The following is a 15,107-nucleotide window of genomic DNA, read 5'->3' as shown; positions in this document are numbered from 1 at the left end:
TCAACCGAATTTTTATGAAAAATCTAAAATATATCCTTTTCGCTTTCATCACAATTGCATTTTCAAGTTGCGAAGATGTGGTGGATATTGATTTAAACACGGCGCCTCCTAGATTGGTTATTGATGCATCAATTGTTTGGCAAAAAGGCACTGTTGGAAATTATCAAAGAATAAAATTAAGCACCACGACGGGTTATTATGAAACAACAGCGCCACCTGTTTCTGGCGCAACGGTTTTCATCACTGACAGCAATAACGACGTTTTTACTTTTATAGAAAATATGGGAACAGGAGAATATACCTGCGACAATTTTTTGCCCGTCTTAGATAGTGATTATGTTTTGACAGTGGTGCATGACGGACAGACGTACACCGCTACAGAAACCTTAAAACCTGTTCCTGCAATTGATTATATCGAACAAAATGACGAAGGCGGTTTTACTGGCGATGCTATTGAAATCAAAACTTTTATTACAGACAATGCTTCTACGACCGATTTTTACCTATGGAAGTACAACCCAAGTTATGCCGTAATTCCATCTTTTGATGCTGGAAATGATGATTTTATAAACGGAAACCAGTTCTTTGATTTGTTTATTAGTGAAGATTTAGAATCCGGACAAACTTTAGGAATTTCTGTCTATGGGATTTCACAGACTTATTACAATTATATGAATATCTTGCTAAGCATTTCTGGCGGTGGCGGTCCTTTTTCGACACCGACAGCAACTTTAAGAGGCAACATTGTCAACCAGACCAACTTTGACAATTATGCTCTTGGGTATTTCAATGTTTCCGAAATGGATTATCAAGTATATCAAGTACAATAAAAAAAGGCTCGTGCAAATGTGCAGGAGCCTTTTTTAATTTTTTACAGAAATATTAATGACTTTTCATTTTGTCAAATGTAGTATCTAAAACTTTTTTGATTTTATCAGAAGCACCGCTGAAAGCTTTCTCTACCGTATCAGCATTGTGGGTAACAACCATAGGATTCATTCCGGCTACTCTGGCTTCGATTACACATTTTTTATCGTCCAAGCCAAATTTTTCGCTGTTTTCGTCGCCAACATGAATTTCAAGACGCGTAATCTTGTCATCAAAACGTTTTAATTTTTCTTTTATTTCAGCTGAAAAATGATTTTGCATTCTTTCGTGCCCTTCAATTGTTTTGTCTGTGTTAAATTGTACTTGCATAATTTTATCTGGTTTGGTTTCTCTCAAATTTAGAAATTGTTTTCCTATAATTAAAAGCAATTAATAAAAGATTATGAATCAATTTTGCAACTATTTATTTGTGTCTGAAAACTCAATTTTGGGACATTTGGCTTCAAAGAATTCCTTTTTTTTCGTAATTTCCCTCAAAAATAAAATCGCATTGGAAATCCAATATCTAAATTGGAAACCAAAAACTTAAATCTTATGAAAAAGTACTTTCTTTTCTTCTTCTTATTTGCATTTTTTACGGCCTTCGCCCAAGATCCTGTAAAAGACAAGCAGATCAAAGAAGCGCAAGAACGAGAAGAGCAAGAACGAATCAAAGAATCACTTCGAGAAGAAAAACCCGCTGACATTCGTGAGTTAGAAGAAGCAAAACGCAAGCGGGATTCAACGAATACTACGGTTACAGTAATGGATTCTTTATATCGCGAAGACCAATTTTATATTGGATTGACTTATAATTTACTTCAAAAAAGACCTGACGGCGTGAGCCAAAACTCATTTTCTACCGGATTGCATATTGGTTTTTTGAGAGATATGCCCTTAAATGAACGCCGAAATTTGGCAATTGCTGTTGGGCTGGGTTATTCGATGAATGATTTTAGGCAAAATATAAAAATTACAAGAACAGATGGAATATCCAATTATCAAGTAATTGATGAAGATGAAATCAACTTTGATAAAAATAAATTTGCCCTCCATTTTGTAGATCTTCCGATTGAATTGAGATGGAGAACCTCCACAATGCAAAGCCACCGTTTTTGGAGGATTTATACGGGTTTTAAGTTGAGTTATTTATTCTTGAACAAATCAAAATATATGGACGGAAATGAAGCCGTGAGGTTATTCAACAACAGCGATTTTAATAAACTTCAATATGGGGCGTACATCGCTTTTGGTTACAATACTTGGAATTTCCACGCTTATTATGGCTTAAATTCATTGATGAAATCAGAAGCAAAAATTGAAGGAAAATCAATGGACATGAATACTTTAAACATCGGTTTGATGTTTTATATTTTATAGCCAAAAAGACAAAAGCCCGATTTGAGGCAACACTCCCACCAAAAAACCCGCAATCAGTTCTTTTCCGTCGTGCGCTTTCATTGACAATCTTGACGTAGCCACAATTCCGGTCAAGAGTAAAAAAGTGGCCACTAAATAAATGTGGTTGACTTGCGTGTGAAGGCTAAATCCGATAATGAAAATAGTAATCGAACTAATTCCGATCATGTGGATGCTGGCTTTTAAATTGACGAAAATCAACAAAAAAGTTATAATAGTACTGGCCAATGCACCGAAAAAGAAGAAATACAGTTCGGGAATAACTTCTTCCCGGATGCTTTGCGTAATTAAAATGTAAAGCAAAAATGCGTTAATTGCCAACGGAATTTTTCGCTGTGTGATCTCCGAAAGCATTAATGAATTGGCTTTACCTAAAGTCATCAAAAAATAAAACATCGATATCGGAATCAGGATCGTCAAGATGATGATTTGAATCATGATCAAAAACAATTCCTGATACGAATGATAGCGGTCTGTCAAGAAAAAATAAAGCAGAACGGCATATACCGAGATAAACATCGGATGAAAAACATACGAAAAAAAAGAAAGGATTTTTTTCATTTTTTAGGCAGAACAAATTAGCCATGAGGCAAAATTGAAATTGCTCCTATGTGCTGATGTTCTAATTTAATTTACATTTTCTTCCTCATTCTTGCCACCGGAATATCCAATTGCTCCCTGTATTTAGCAATTGTTCTTCTGGCAATCGGATAGCCTTTTTCCTTTAAAATATCTGCCAATTGATCATCAGGAAGCGGTTTGTGCTTGTCTTCTTCCTCAATCACATTCTGCAAAATTTTCTTGATTTCAAGCGTAGAAACATCTTCGCCTTGGTCATTTTTCATTGCTTCAGAAAAGAATTCTTTGATCAATTTTGTTCCATAAGGCGTTTCCACATATTTACTGTTGGCCACACGAGAAACTGTCGAAATATCCAACCCAACCATGTCGGCAATGTCTTTCAAGATCATTGGTTTCATTTTAGTTTCATCGCCATCCAAGAAAAATTCTTGCTGGTAATGCATAATTGCGTTCATCGTTACAAACAACGTTTCTTGACGCTGGCGAATGGCATCAATGAACCATTTTGCTGAATCCAGTTTTTGTTTGATGAACTGAACGGCTTCTTTTTGCTGGTTTGATTTATCGCGAGATGCTTTGTACGTCTGCATCATTTCTTGATAATCTTTCGAAATATGAAGTTCTGGCGCATTTCTTCCGTTTAACGAAAGTTCCAATTCGCCTTCGACAATCCGTATGGTAAAATCAGGAACAACGTGCTCTACCATTTTGTTGTTTCCGGTAAATGCGCCACCTGGTTTGGGATTTAATTTCTCAATTTCTTCAATTGCTTTTTTCAAATGGTCTTGAGAAACACCATATTTTTGCAATAATTTATCGTAATGTTTTTTCGTAAAAGCCTCGAATTGGTTTTCAATAATATCAATCGCCAAATCCACTGCTTCGGTTGGTGTCTTGTGTTTCAGCTGAAGCAAAAGGCATTCTTGTAAATCGCGCGCACCAACTCCCGAAGGTTCTAATTCGTGAATGACGTGCAATATTTTTTCTACGTTTTTTTCATCGGTATAAATACCTTGCGTGAACGCCATATCGTCCACAATATCTGGAATGCTTCTGCGGATGTAGCCCATATCGTCAATGCTTCCGACTAAAAATTCAGCAATTTCACGCTCCTCATCGTTTAAGATAAAAGTGTTCAATTGATTGATCAAGTCTTGATGAAAACTTACCGGCGCCGCAAAAGGCATCGTTCTTTCTTCGTCGTCGTCGCTGTAATTATTCGCCTGAAGTTTGTAATCTGGCGTTTCGTCGTTGCTTAAATATTCGTCGATATTGATGTCTTCTGCATCGATTCGGTCATTTTCATATTCATCATAATCGTCATATTCCTCGTTTTCAAATTCGTCTTTTTCATATTCATATTCATCTTCCTCTTTGCCTGTTTCCAGCGCAGGATTTTCGACCATTTCTTCTTTTAAACGCTGTTCAAAAGCTTGCGTAGGCAATTGAATTAACTTCATCAGCTGGATTTGCTGCGGCGATAATTTCTGTGATAATTTAAGTTGTAAAAATTGCTTAAGCATTCTATGGATTTATTTGGAATTTACCTTTCAAATTTAAGCATTTTCAAACAAAAATGGCACACGTTATGATAAACTTGTGCCATTTTTGATATGTAATTGAGTTTTAAACATTCATCATGAAAATATCTAATCTGGACAAATATATTTTTTTAATTTATAATCATATTCTGGAATATCTCCTTTAGATTCGCACAATAATTTAGTCTGTTCGTCATATAATTGCCACCATATTGATTGATTTTCATTGTCATAAAATGCAAGTAATTGGATTATTCCCGATTCATAGAATGAAATAGAAAATCCATTTTTAGCACCATCTTTATAGTTGGTTATTTTTTTTTGCTTATTGTTTTCATAAAAAGAAATCGAAATGCCATTAAGCTCATTCCCCTTGTAATTTTCTTTATAAATAATTTTCAACTTTTTGTTACTATTATCTATAGAATCATTTTCAGAGACATTATAATAAATCCACTCACCATCTTTTTTTCCAGATATATAATTACCATCAATCTGAGGAAAACCTTTTTTGTAGTAAATCCATTTGCCTTCTGCTAAATTATTTGATATTTTACCTTCTGCGATTTTATTTCCCTCTTCATCTTTCCAAATTTTATACTCTTTAGAAGAAGCCAAATCATAGAGAAGATCTTTATATTCTTTTTTCAATTCTTCTGACAGCTTACTATTTGTGCACTTACTTGTGTATATTCTTTCCTTAGAAATGTAAGCCCATATTATCCATTTCTCGCCAACTTTTCGTGTTCTTAATCCACAGGCTGTACCTTGAGTATGTGTATAAATTTTAATTGTTTTCCCCTCAGCACCTTTGAGGTTTTTTTCTATTTTGAAAACTAATTCATAATGCATTCCAGCTTCTTCTTCAATATCAACTTCCTTTATTGAAATTATTTTACCTTCAAAAATTATCTGTGCACTATTGTAAGCTTGAGGCAATGAATAGCCGTATCCCACACAACTACATGAATACGAATTAAAACCTACAAATAATAAAAAAAACAGGATTGTAATATTTCTCATGAATTTTAAATTTTCTCTAAATTACATAAAAAAATCCCGCTTTTCTCAAAGCAGGATTTCTTGCAACATTTTTTATTCTCTTAAAACTCCGCATTTCCAGGAGTTCTTGGAAAAGGAATTACGTCCCTGATATTTGTCATTCCGGTTACAAACAATACCAATCTTTCAAAACCAAGACCGAAACCGCTGTGCACCGCAGAACCAAAACGTCTTGTATCCAAATACCACCAAAGTTCTTCTTCGTCAATCCCGATCACTTTCATTTTCTCCAACAAAACGTCCAAACGCTCTTCTCTTTGTGAACCTCCAACAATTTCTCCAATTCCTGGGAAAAGAATATCCATTGCCCCAACAGTTTTTCCGTCTTCGTTCATACGCATGTAAAACGACTTGATATTTGCCGGATAATCATATACAATCACTGGCGATTTAAAGTGCTTCTCCACCAAATAACGCTCGTGTTCTGACTGCAAATCAGCGCCCCATTCTTCAATAATATAGTTGAATTTTTTCTTTTTATTCGGGGTTGAATTTTTCAAGATATCAATCGCTTCGGTATAAGAAACGCGTTTGAAATTATTCTCCAACACAAAATTTAATTTCTCAAGCAAAGCCAATTCGCTTCTTTCTGCTTGCGGTTTTGATTTTTCTTCTTCTAACAGACGACCTTCTAAAAACTTCAAGTCATCGCCGCATTTATCAACCGTATATTTAATGACATAGCGAATAAAATCTTCCGCCAAATCCATATTGTCGTGCAAATCATTGAACGCCACTTCTGGCTCGATCATCCAAAATTCAGCCAAGTGGCGTGACGTATTTGAATTCTCCGCTCTAAAAGTGGGTCCGAATGTATAAATCTGACCTAAAGCCATGGCAAAAGCTTCTCCTTCCAATTGTCCAGAAACAGTCAAATTGGTATGTTTTCCGAAGAAATCTTTTTTATAATCAACATTTCCTTCTTCGTTTTTTGGCAAATTATCCAATGGCAAAGACGTCACTTGAAACATTTCTCCTGCACCTTCGGCGTCAGCACCCGTAATCACAGGCGTGTTCACATACACAAAACCTTTTTCTTGAAAATAGTTGTGCACCGCAAAAGACAACACCGAACGAACTCGCATAATCGCTCCAAAAGCGTTGGTTCTCACACGCAAATGCGCATTCTCACGCAAGAATTCAAGCGAATGTTTTTTGGGCTGCATCGGAAATTTCTCTGGATCAGAATCACCCAAAATTTCCAAGCTCGTTACTTGAATTTCATATTTTTGCCCAGCACCTTGACTTTCTGCCAAAGCACCTTTTAAAGCCACCGCCGCACCAGTCGTAATGCGCTTTAAGGTTTCTGCCGGCGTATTTTCAAAATCCACAACACACTGAATATTATTGATAGTCGAACCGTCATTCAAGGCAATAAACTGATTATTTCTAAACGTTCTAACCCAGCCTTTTACATAAACTTCCTGCATCGTTTGAGCACTATTCAACAGCTCTTTAATTCTTGTGTGTTTCATTTTTGATGTTATAAAATATTCTTGAATTTATTCTTTTTTTATGAGCCCAACTAAAGGCTTTTTTTTAAATCATTTTCCTGCTTTCATTCCAAAGCTTTTTTGTTTCAACCTGAAATAAATTCAGGTTCCAGAAAAACAAAAAAGGCTTTTCCCTTCAATCAGGGCTAGTTGAAAACTTTTGGCTTCTTTTAAACTGCTGTCCGCCAATTGGAGTCAGTAAAGCGCAAAGATACTAAAAACGAAGATAAAAAAAGATACGCAAAATCAAAGGAATATTCAAATAAATGAATCTGAAAATAATGGCTTTTTTGATGAAAAGTGACTGAAAAGCTTATCGACAACGACTGTCTCCCAAGTTTCCAAAAAAGCGGAAAGAATTTTCCATAGCCCCGATGGCGCCATTGTTTGAGCTGTTGGTTTTGCGATTCGCAAAAAGCAAAGCGAGTGGCTCCAGCGGGAATTGCCTTTGCTGGAAATGCCTCAAGATTCGCTTTAAAAAAAAAGACTTACTTCTTTCGAAATAAGTCTTCTGGTTTTTTAGCTGGATACATTTTTTGGATTGTAACCCATGTAAGGAACGTGTTTTTCGTTGAAAATGACGCCGTATTCTTCTAATTCTTTGAGTATCGGCAGGTAAACTTCTTTGTTAATCGGAAGCTGAACGCCTGGTGTTTTGATGTTTCCGTTTAGGATTTGCAGGGTTGCCATTGCCACGGGAAGCCCTACGGTTTTGGCCATTGCGGTATAGGTTTGGTCGTCGCCTAGGCAAACCATGGTGGAATCAATTTGTTTTTGTTTTCCGTTGATTTCATACCCAAATTTGTGGTACATCACGATCATATCTTTATCGTGCTCTTCTAAAGTCCACGAATCAGTCAATATTTTCTCGAGAATCTGTGCCGGAGTGGCGTTTTTGAGGCCCACAATTTTGTTTGGGTTAAAGAGATCAAGCTCTAAAAGTTTGTCCCATTTGATATCATCTTGGTCGATCTTTAAGCTCAAGCGTAATTTGATTTCCACAGAATCGGTTGGGTGGTAAGGCAAAAATGAATTGGTGAACTCTCTGTAAGTCATGGTGTCAGAGTTTTCCATGGTATAGCTGTCGTCGGTCATGCCTAATTGCACAAACATGTTCCACGCTTTTGAATATCCCACGCGTCGAATTGTACCTCTATATAAGGTAAGCGCGTCGTCAAGGCCATAAATGCTTCGGTATTTTAAAGAATCACGGTTGGCGTAACCTTCAAAACGGCCGTAGCCTTCGACTTCCATAAATTCGGTTCTGCGAAATAATTTGTGATAGGGAATATATTTGTAAGTTCCTTCTTGGATAAATTTTGCAGCGCCGCCTTGGCCGGCAAGCACCACGTTTCTTGGATTCCAGGTGAATTTGTAATTCCAAAGATTGGTATCAGATTCTGGAGCTACCAAACCACCACAGAACGATTCGAATAGGATTATTTTTCCGCCTTGGTCACGAATTTCGTCAATGACTTTCATCGCGCTCATGTGGTCAATTCCTGGATCAAGCCCGATTTCGTTCATAAATACCAGATTATTTTCTTTGGCTAATTGATCCAAATTCTGCATTTCTTCACTTATGTAGGAAGCGGTAACCATGTGCTTTTTAAACAAAATGCAATCTTTTGCGACTTCAATGTGCATGAACGCCGGAAGCATGGAAATGACGATATCGGCTTTCTGGATTTCGTTGCGTCGTTGCTCTTCGTTATAAATATCAAAAGCTATTGCCGTGGCATTTTTGTGGTTTTTAGTTTTTCGTTGCGCCAATTCCAATGATAAATCGCCAATGGTAAGGTGCAGATTTTCTTCTTCGGATTTAAGTAAAAGGTATTGAATTAATGAAGATGCTGACCTTCCGGCGCCAATTATTAGAATATGTCTCATAAAAACCTAAATTTTTTAATAATAACACAAAAATAGGAATTTGTTATATTTAAAAAAACTTAATCGCATTTGTTTATCATAAAGTTTTTAAGATGGCGTAAATTTGCAGTATAAAATTTATGAAAAATGGACAAGAGAATACTTTCGACAGGAGCAGTTTTTGGGTTTATCGCAATTATTTTAGGAGCATTTGGAGCGCACGCTTTAAAAGAAGTTTTAGATGCAAGTCAATTGGTTTCTTTTGAAACGGGCGTAAAATATCAAATGTACCACGCTTTGTTTTTGTTGTTTTTAGGAAGCTCGAGTCTGGTTTCTGAAAAAGCGAAGAAAACTATCTATTTTTTAATGTTATGCGGAGTCCTGCTTTTTTCTGGTTCCATCTATCTTTTGGCTACCAAAAACGTAACAAATATTGATTTTGAAATTATTGTAATACTAACTCCTGTAGGAGGTTTGTTAATGATTATTGGCTGGGCAATACTTTTTTTAGATATAATTAAGAAAAAAGCATAAAGTCTTACCAAAAAGTTCAAGTTTAAAATTTAATTTTTACTTTTGCCGAATAATTAAACACAACTCAATTATAATTCTATGGATAATTACGACCAATCTACGAAATCGATTTCGCTAGAGAAATATGGAATCAAAAATGCTGAAGAGGTGATTTACAATCCTTCTTATGAAATGCTTTATGATGAAGAGTTAAATCCGAATTTGGAAGGTTTTGAAAAAGGTCAATTGTCAGAACTTGGAGCTGTTAATGTAATGACTGGAGATTTTACTGGCCGTTCGCCAAAAGACAAATATATTGTTGCTGATGAAATTACAAAAGACACCATTTGGTGGACTTCTCCAAAAGCAGTAAATGACAACAAGCCAATTTCAAAAGAAACTTGGGACGCTTTAAAAGAAACTACGTTAAAGCAATTGTCAAACAAAAAATTATTTGTGGTAGACACGTTTTGTGGCGCCAATGAAAATACAAGATTAAAAGTTCGTTTTATTGTTGAGGTGGCTTGGCAGGCGCATTTTGTAAAAAATATGTTCATCCGTCCAACGGAAGAAGAATTAGAAAATTATGGCGAGCCTGATTTCGTGGTAATGAATGCTTCTAAAACAGAATTTTCTGATTTCAAAGCACACGATTTGAATTCAGAAGTGTATGTTGCTTTTAATCTTACAGAGAAAATCCAGATTATTGGAGGAACTTGGTATGGTGGCGAAATGAAAAAAGGATTGTTCTCAATGATGAACTATTATTTGCCATTGCAAGGGATCGCTTCAATGCACTGTTCTGCAAACAAAGGAAAAGATGGCGATGTTGCTGTTTTCTTCGGATTGTCTGGAACAGGAAAAACAACATTGTCAACCGATCCAAAACGTGAATTGATTGGTGATGACGAACACGGTTGGGATAATGACGGCGTTTTCAACTTTGAAGGCGGTTGTTATGCGAAAACAATTGACTTGAGCAGAGAAAACGAACCAGACATTTTTAATGCCATCAGAAAAGATGCATTATTAGAAAATGTTACGCTTGACGAAAACGGAAAAATTGATTTCAAAGACGGTTCGGTAACTCAAAACACAAGAGTTTCGTACCCAATTTATCATATTGATAATATTGTGAAGCCAGTTTCAAAAGCAGGTCACGCTTCAAAAGTAATCTTCCTTACAGCAGATGCTTTTGGTGTTATGCCTCCAGTTGCAAAACTGACTCCAGAGCAAACAAAATACCACTTTCTTTCAGGTTTTACGGCTAAATTAGCGGGAACAGAAAGAGGCGTGACAGAACCACAGCCTACATTTTCAGCTTGTTTTGGAAAAGCATTCTTGTCTTTGCATCCTACCAAATATGGTGAAGAATTGGTAAAGAAAATGGAGCAAAATAACGCGACAGCTTATATTGTAAACACAGGCTGGAACGGAACTGGAAAAAGAATTTCTATTAAAAATACAAGAGCAATCATCGATAGAATCTTAGACGGTTCTTTAGAAAATGCGGAAACCACAACATTGCCGATTTTCAATTTTGCAATCCCAACAAGTTTAGAAGGAGTTGATTCTGATATTCTTGATCCAAGAAAAACGTATGCTGACGAATTAGATTGGCAGACAAAAGCAAAAGACTTAGGAAAATTGTTTGTTGCTAATTTTGAACAGTACGCTACAAATGAAGAAGGTAAAAACTTAAGAAAGGCTGGGCCGCAAGTGGTTTAATTATAATTCAAAAACAAAAAAATCCGTTCAATTGAACGGATTTTTTTTATGTCTTAAAAAAAATAAGCCGTTCCAGGAACGGCTTTATTTATATTGGAAAAAGAAATTATTTTCCTTTTTCCTCTTTATTTGCTTTGACAATATATTTCTCTAATGCCATTGTCATCGATGGCGCTTCAGGAGATGGTGCCATGATGTCGACTCTTAAGCCGTGATCAAGTGCTTCTTTTTGGGTTGTACTTCCAAAAACCGCAATTCTGGTGTTGTTTTGCTCAAAACTAGGGAAATTCTTGAACAGCGATTTAATTCCTGTTGGGCTAAAAAACGCTAAAACATCATAATAAACATCTGCTAAATCAGACAAATCGCTCATTACCGTTTTGTAAAAAGTTCCTTCGGTCCAGTTTACCTTTAAGTTGTTCAAAACTTGCGGAGCATCAGCATTTAATTGATCAGAAGCTGGTAATAAAAACTTTTCGTCTTTATATTTTTTGATCAATGCAGACATGTCAGCAAAGTCTTTCTGGCCAACATAAATCTTTCTTTTTCTATAAACCACATACTTTTGCAAGTAAAAAGCAACTGCTTCTGACTGGCAGAAATATTTTAAATCTTCAGGGATTTTATATCGCATTTCTTCGGCCACTCTAAAAAAGTGATCCACTGAGTTCTTGCTCGTTAAAATGATTGCTGTAAAGTTGTTTAGGTCTATCTTTTGCGCTCTCACTTCTTTCGCGCTCACGCCTTCAACGTGGATAAAAGGCCTGAAATCAATTTTGACTTTATGCTTTTGCTGCAACTCAAAATATGGAGAATTTTCTACTTTAGGCTCTGGTTGCGATACCAAAATTGTTTTCACTTTCATATTTGACTTTTTCTTATGTGCTACCTTTTTGTAAACCAATAATACATGAAATAATAAGGTGCTATTTCGAGTGCGCAAAGATACAAAATAAAATAAAACAACTTACTCAAAATCAAATTTTGATAAATTTTTAATGAAATAAAGTATGTCATTAAAATTATTAACAAAACAGCAACAATAATTAAATATATTAAGAAATCTATTGGTGTATCGTTATAAAACAAGATTACGTTAAGTGGTAAAATACACAATCCAATATATGTTCTGTAGCTAACTTTCTGTAAATTAAATTGTTCATTGAGTTCTTCAATGTTAAAGGAAGTGGCTATAATCTTTTCAATCAGATATTTAGAGAGAATAAAAATGCTTAAAAGAGTAACAATTTGTATGTATTTAATCCAATCTGTTTTTTCGAAATAGCCAAAATAACTAAGAATTAACTGAATAAAAAAAGCAAAAGAAATTACTTGAACGATAAAAAGACCAATTGTAAACCAATTCATCAAATTTGCGCTATCACGATAAATTTTAATGTACTTGTCATTATAAGCCAATTTTGAAAAATCTGCAAAACGCGTTTCAAAAACACCACGCGTTACCGCAATAAGCAAAAAAGAAAGCACAAAAAGAACGGTTGCCCAATCTTTGCTTCCTATAATTCTTGGCTGTAAAACGATTTCTAACATCTTACAAAATTAGTAAATTTTTATCTCTTTCTTTTTCTTTTTTTTTTAAGAAGCCACTCCAACCATCTGCTACAAGCTTTCTTTTTAAAATCTTTTTTCATCGCTACAAAAGAAGTTTCCATTGGTCGCTCATTTGACTCTTGAAAAAAAAGATTTGGAAAAAAAAGTCTTTCTATAATTACTGGGCTATCGGGTATTAAGATCTTGTAATCATCCGAAGTTTCAAAAATAATTAGATTTAAACTCCTATTATTATAATTTTATTAGCAAACAACAATCTTAAAAAGTTTACTTTTGTCTTGAAATTATGCAAATATGAACGACGGCATTGTTATAATTCCTACTTATAACGAAATTGAAAATATCGAAAGCATCATTAGAACTGTTTTTTCATTACAAAAGCCGTTTCACATCTTGATTGTTGACGACAATTCCCCAGATCAAACCGCAAAAAAAGTAAAAGCGCTTCAGGAAGAATTTCCTGATCGACTTTTTATGGAAAGTCGTGAAAAAAAATCCGGATTGGGTACCGCTTACGTACATGGATTCAAATGGGCTCTTGAAAGACATTATGACTACATATTTGAAATGGATGCTGACTTTTCGCACAACCCAAATGATCTTGAAAAATTATATGACGCTTGCCGTTTTGGAATTTATGATATGTCGATCGGTTCAAGGTATGTGACGGGTGTTAATGTGGTAAACTGGCCTTTAAGCCGCGTTTTGTTGTCATATTTTGCATCTGTTTATGTGCGAATGATCACCGGAATGGAAATTCAAGACACCACCGCAGGGTTTGTTTGCTATAAAAGAAAAGTGTTGCAAGACATTAATCTTGACAAAATTAAATTTATAGGTTACGCTTTTCAGATTGAAATGAAATACCGCACTTATGCAAAGAAATTTAAAATTGTTGAGGTGCCAATAATATTTACTGATAGGACAAAAGGACAGTCAAAAATGAGCAATTCTATTATAAAGGAAGCCATTTTTGGTGTAATTGTTTTAAGAATAAAAAAAATGGTTGGTAGTTTGTAAGTAACTTTGTAAACATTGTCAGCGTAAAATTTCCATACAAAATAATTAAGAAAAGAAAATGAAAAGTGTTTTAATTAAGAATGCCAAAATAGTGAACGAAGGAACTATTTTTGAAGGAGACGTTTTAATTGAAAACGAATTTATAGTAGAAATTGCTGAAACAATTAGCGCAAAATCATCAGCAACAAAAATCATCAATGCCGAAGGAAATTATTTAATTCCAGGGGCAATTGATGATCAAGTACATTTTCGTGAACCAGGTTTAACCCACAAAGGCGACATTGCATCTGAATCAAGAGCCGCTGTGGCTGGAGGAATCACCTCGTTTATTGAAATGCCAAATACAAATCCGCAAACTGTCACGATTGATTTATTAGAAGAAAAATTTGCAATTGCAGCTGAAAACTCATTGGCAAATTATTCGTTTATGTTTGGCGGAACAAATGATAATTTAGAAGAGATTTTAAAAGTAGATCCCAAAACAGTTGCTGGACTAAAAATATTTTTAGGTTCTTCAACCGGAAATATGTTGGTAGACAATGAGCAGGTTTTAGAGAAAATTTTCTCAAGTACGCCGTTGTTGATTTCAGTTCATTGTGAAGATGAAGAAACCATCAAAAATAACTTAGCGAAATATAAGGAAGAATACGGAGATGATATTCCGATGAAATTCCATCATTTGATTAGAAGCGAAGAAGCGTGTTATATTTCTTCTTCAAAAGCAATTGAATTGGCTAAAAAAACAGGAGCAAGGCTCCATGTTTTTCACCTTTCAACAGCAAAAGAAATGAGTCTTTTTACAAACAAAATTCCGTTAGAAGAAAAGAAAATTACGGCAGAAGTTTGCATTCACTATCTTTGGTTTACTGACAAAGATTATGAGAAAAAAGGGACTTTAATCAAATGGAATCCGGCTGTTAAAACGCAAGCTGACCAAGATGCGCTTTGGGAAGCGTTGCTTGACGGAAGAATTGATGTGATTGCAACAGATCACGCACCGCATACATTGGAGGAAAAGAAAAATGTGTACACTTCGGCGCCATCTGGTGGACCATTAGTGCAACACGCGGTTGTGGCGATGTTTGAAATGTTTCACCAAGGAAAAATTTCCGTGGAGAAAATCGTCGAAAAAATGGCGCACAATCCAGCAAAACTCTTTAAAATTGAGAAGCGTGGTTTTATCAAAGAAGGTTTTTATGCCGATGTCGTGATTGTTGACGCAGGTTTACCTTGGAGTGTGAAGAAAGAGAATATTTTATACAAATGTGGATGGTCTCCGTTTGAAGGCTTTACTTTTAAATCAAGAATCACGCACACGTTTGTGAATGGAGAAATGGTTTATAATAATTTTAAAGTAAAAGACGTTCGCGCTGGAAGGCGATTGACTTTTGACCGTTAATACTATTAGTATGAAAAAATGTTTTTTATTTTTTATAACGAT

14 protein-coding genes are annotated in these 15,107 nt (G+C 35.3%); 6 read left to right on the top strand and 8 right to left on the bottom strand.

Going from position 1 to position 15,107, the window contains the following annotated elements; all coding sequences use genetic code 11:
* Positions 1 to 14: 14 nt before the first annotated feature.
* A complete protein-coding gene (locus EG849_RS03165) occupies positions 15 to 830 on the top strand; it encodes a DUF4249 domain-containing protein (protein ID WP_125011629.1) in 816 nt (271 codons plus the stop codon).
* Between the two features lie 52 nt (positions 831 to 882).
* Here EG849_RS03165 and EG849_RS03160 read toward each other — a convergent pair whose 3' ends face one another.
* Positions 883 to 1,197 carry an HPF/RaiA family ribosome-associated protein gene (locus EG849_RS03160; protein ID WP_125011628.1) on the bottom strand — a complete coding sequence of 105 codons (315 nt, stop codon included), beginning with the start codon at positions 1,195 to 1,197 and terminating at the stop codon, positions 883 to 885.
* Between the two features lie 225 nt (positions 1,198 to 1,422).
* Here EG849_RS03160 and EG849_RS03155 point away from each other — a divergent pair, with 225 nt between their 5' ends.
* Positions 1,423 to 2,247 (top strand): porin family protein, encoded by an 825-nt coding sequence (locus tag EG849_RS03155; RefSeq protein WP_233581742.1) that lies wholly within the window; start codon positions 1,423 to 1,425, stop codon positions 2,245 to 2,247.
* On the opposite strand, the gene EG849_RS03150 is transcribed toward EG849_RS03155, so the two are convergent.
* The 5 genes from EG849_RS03150 to EG849_RS03130 all read right to left on the bottom strand — a co-directional run bounded on the left by EG849_RS03150 (position 2,242) and on the right by EG849_RS03130 (position 8,854).
* Positions 2,242 to 2,847, bottom strand: coding sequence for a hypothetical protein (locus EG849_RS03150; RefSeq protein WP_125011627.1), 606 nt, complete (start codon positions 2,845 to 2,847; stop codon positions 2,242 to 2,244). The two genes, EG849_RS03155 and EG849_RS03150, sit on opposite strands and share 6 nt — an antisense overlap.
* 71 nt (positions 2,848 to 2,918) lie before the next feature.
* A complete protein-coding gene (gene rpoN, locus EG849_RS03145; protein ID WP_125011626.1) occupies positions 2,919 to 4,391 on the bottom strand; it encodes an RNA polymerase factor sigma-54 in 1,473 nt (490 codons plus the stop codon).
* Positions 4,392 to 4,517: 126 nt separating this feature from the next.
* On the bottom strand, positions 4,518 to 5,432 hold the full coding sequence (locus tag EG849_RS03140) for a hypothetical protein (protein WP_125011625.1): 915 nt from the start codon (positions 5,430 to 5,432) through the stop codon (positions 4,518 to 4,520).
* Positions 5,433 to 5,512: 80 nt separating this feature from the next.
* A complete protein-coding gene (gene asnS, locus EG849_RS03135; RefSeq protein ID WP_125011624.1) occupies positions 5,513 to 6,946 on the bottom strand; it encodes an asparagine--tRNA ligase in 1,434 nt (477 codons plus the stop codon).
* A 537-nt stretch (positions 6,947 to 7,483) separates the two neighbouring features.
* A complete protein-coding gene (locus tag EG849_RS03130; protein WP_125011623.1) occupies positions 7,484 to 8,854 on the bottom strand; it encodes a saccharopine dehydrogenase family protein in 1,371 nt (456 codons plus the stop codon).
* A gap of 126 nt (positions 8,855 to 8,980) precedes the next feature.
* Here EG849_RS03130 and EG849_RS03125 point away from each other — a divergent pair, with 126 nt between their 5' ends.
* A complete protein-coding gene (locus tag EG849_RS03125; protein ID WP_125011622.1) occupies positions 8,981 to 9,367 on the top strand; it encodes a DUF423 domain-containing protein in 387 nt (128 codons plus the stop codon).
* Positions 9,368 to 9,445: 78 nt separating this feature from the next.
* On the top strand, positions 9,446 to 11,074 hold the full coding sequence (pckA, locus tag EG849_RS03120; protein ID WP_125011621.1) for a phosphoenolpyruvate carboxykinase (ATP): 1,629 nt from the start codon (positions 9,446 to 9,448) through the stop codon (positions 11,072 to 11,074).
* A gap of 106 nt (positions 11,075 to 11,180) precedes the next feature.
* Here pckA and EG849_RS03115 read toward each other — a convergent pair whose 3' ends face one another.
* On the bottom strand, positions 11,181 to 11,939 hold the full coding sequence (locus EG849_RS03115) for a uroporphyrinogen-III synthase (RefSeq protein ID WP_125011620.1): 759 nt from the start codon (positions 11,937 to 11,939) through the stop codon (positions 11,181 to 11,183).
* Positions 11,940 to 11,959: 20 nt separating this feature from the next.
* Positions 11,960 to 12,625 (bottom strand): DUF4271 domain-containing protein, encoded by a 666-nt coding sequence (locus EG849_RS03110; protein WP_125011619.1) that lies wholly within the window; start codon positions 12,623 to 12,625, stop codon positions 11,960 to 11,962.
* Between the two features lie 315 nt (positions 12,626 to 12,940).
* Here EG849_RS03110 and EG849_RS03105 point away from each other — a divergent pair, with 315 nt between their 5' ends.
* Positions 12,941 to 13,666, top strand: a complete 726-nt coding sequence (locus EG849_RS03105) for a polyprenol monophosphomannose synthase (protein WP_125011618.1) — start codon at positions 12,941 to 12,943, stop codon at positions 13,664 to 13,666.
* Between the two features lie 58 nt (positions 13,667 to 13,724).
* Entirely contained in the window at positions 13,725 to 15,065 is a 1,341-nt protein-coding gene (locus EG849_RS03100) for a dihydroorotase (RefSeq protein WP_125011617.1), read from the top strand.
* Positions 15,066 to 15,107: the final 42 nt, after the last annotated feature.

This window comes from Flavobacterium macacae, from assembly GCF_003865365.1.
GTDB lineage: Bacteria > Bacteroidota > Bacteroidia > Flavobacteriales > Flavobacteriaceae > Flavobacterium > Flavobacterium macacae.
Note: the sequence above shows the minus strand (reverse complement) of the source record. Positions and strands in the feature narration are given on the sequence as shown.

Coding starts and splice junctions, on each gene's coding strand:
- EG849_RS03160 (WP_125011628.1), bottom strand. CDS start 1,197: ATGCAAGTACAATTTAACACAGACAAAACAATTGAAGGGCACGAAAGA.
- EG849_RS03165 (WP_125011629.1), top strand. CDS start 15: ATGAAAAATCTAAAATATATCCTTTTCGCTTTCATCACAATTGCATTT.
- EG849_RS03110 (WP_125011619.1), bottom strand. CDS start 12,625: ATGTTAGAAATCGTTTTACAGCCAAGAATTATAGGAAGCAAAGATTGG.
- EG849_RS03130 (WP_125011623.1), bottom strand. CDS start 8,854: ATGAGACATATTCTAATAATTGGCGCCGGAAGGTCAGCATCTTCATTA.
- pckA (WP_125011621.1), top strand. CDS start 9,446: ATGGATAATTACGACCAATCTACGAAATCGATTTCGCTAGAGAAATAT.
- EG849_RS03150 (WP_125011627.1), bottom strand. CDS start 2,847: ATGAAAAAAATCCTTTCTTTTTTTTCGTATGTTTTTCATCCGATGTTT.
- EG849_RS03115 (WP_125011620.1), bottom strand. CDS start 11,939: ATGAAAGTGAAAACAATTTTGGTATCGCAACCAGAGCCTAAAGTAGAA.
- asnS (WP_125011624.1), bottom strand. CDS start 6,946: ATGAAACACACAAGAATTAAAGAGCTGTTGAATAGTGCTCAAACGATG.
- EG849_RS03125 (WP_125011622.1), top strand. CDS start 8,981: ATGGACAAGAGAATACTTTCGACAGGAGCAGTTTTTGGGTTTATCGCA.
- rpoN (WP_125011626.1), bottom strand. CDS start 4,391: ATGCTTAAGCAATTTTTACAACTTAAATTATCACAGAAATTATCGCCG.
- EG849_RS03100 (WP_125011617.1), top strand. CDS start 13,725: ATGAAAAGTGTTTTAATTAAGAATGCCAAAATAGTGAACGAAGGAACT.
- EG849_RS03155 (WP_233581742.1), top strand. CDS start 1,423: ATGAAAAAGTACTTTCTTTTCTTCTTCTTATTTGCATTTTTTACGGCC.
- EG849_RS03140 (WP_125011625.1), bottom strand. CDS start 5,432: ATGAGAAATATTACAATCCTGTTTTTTTTATTATTTGTAGGTTTTAAT.
- EG849_RS03105 (WP_125011618.1), top strand. CDS start 12,941: ATGAACGACGGCATTGTTATAATTCCTACTTATAACGAAATTGAAAAT.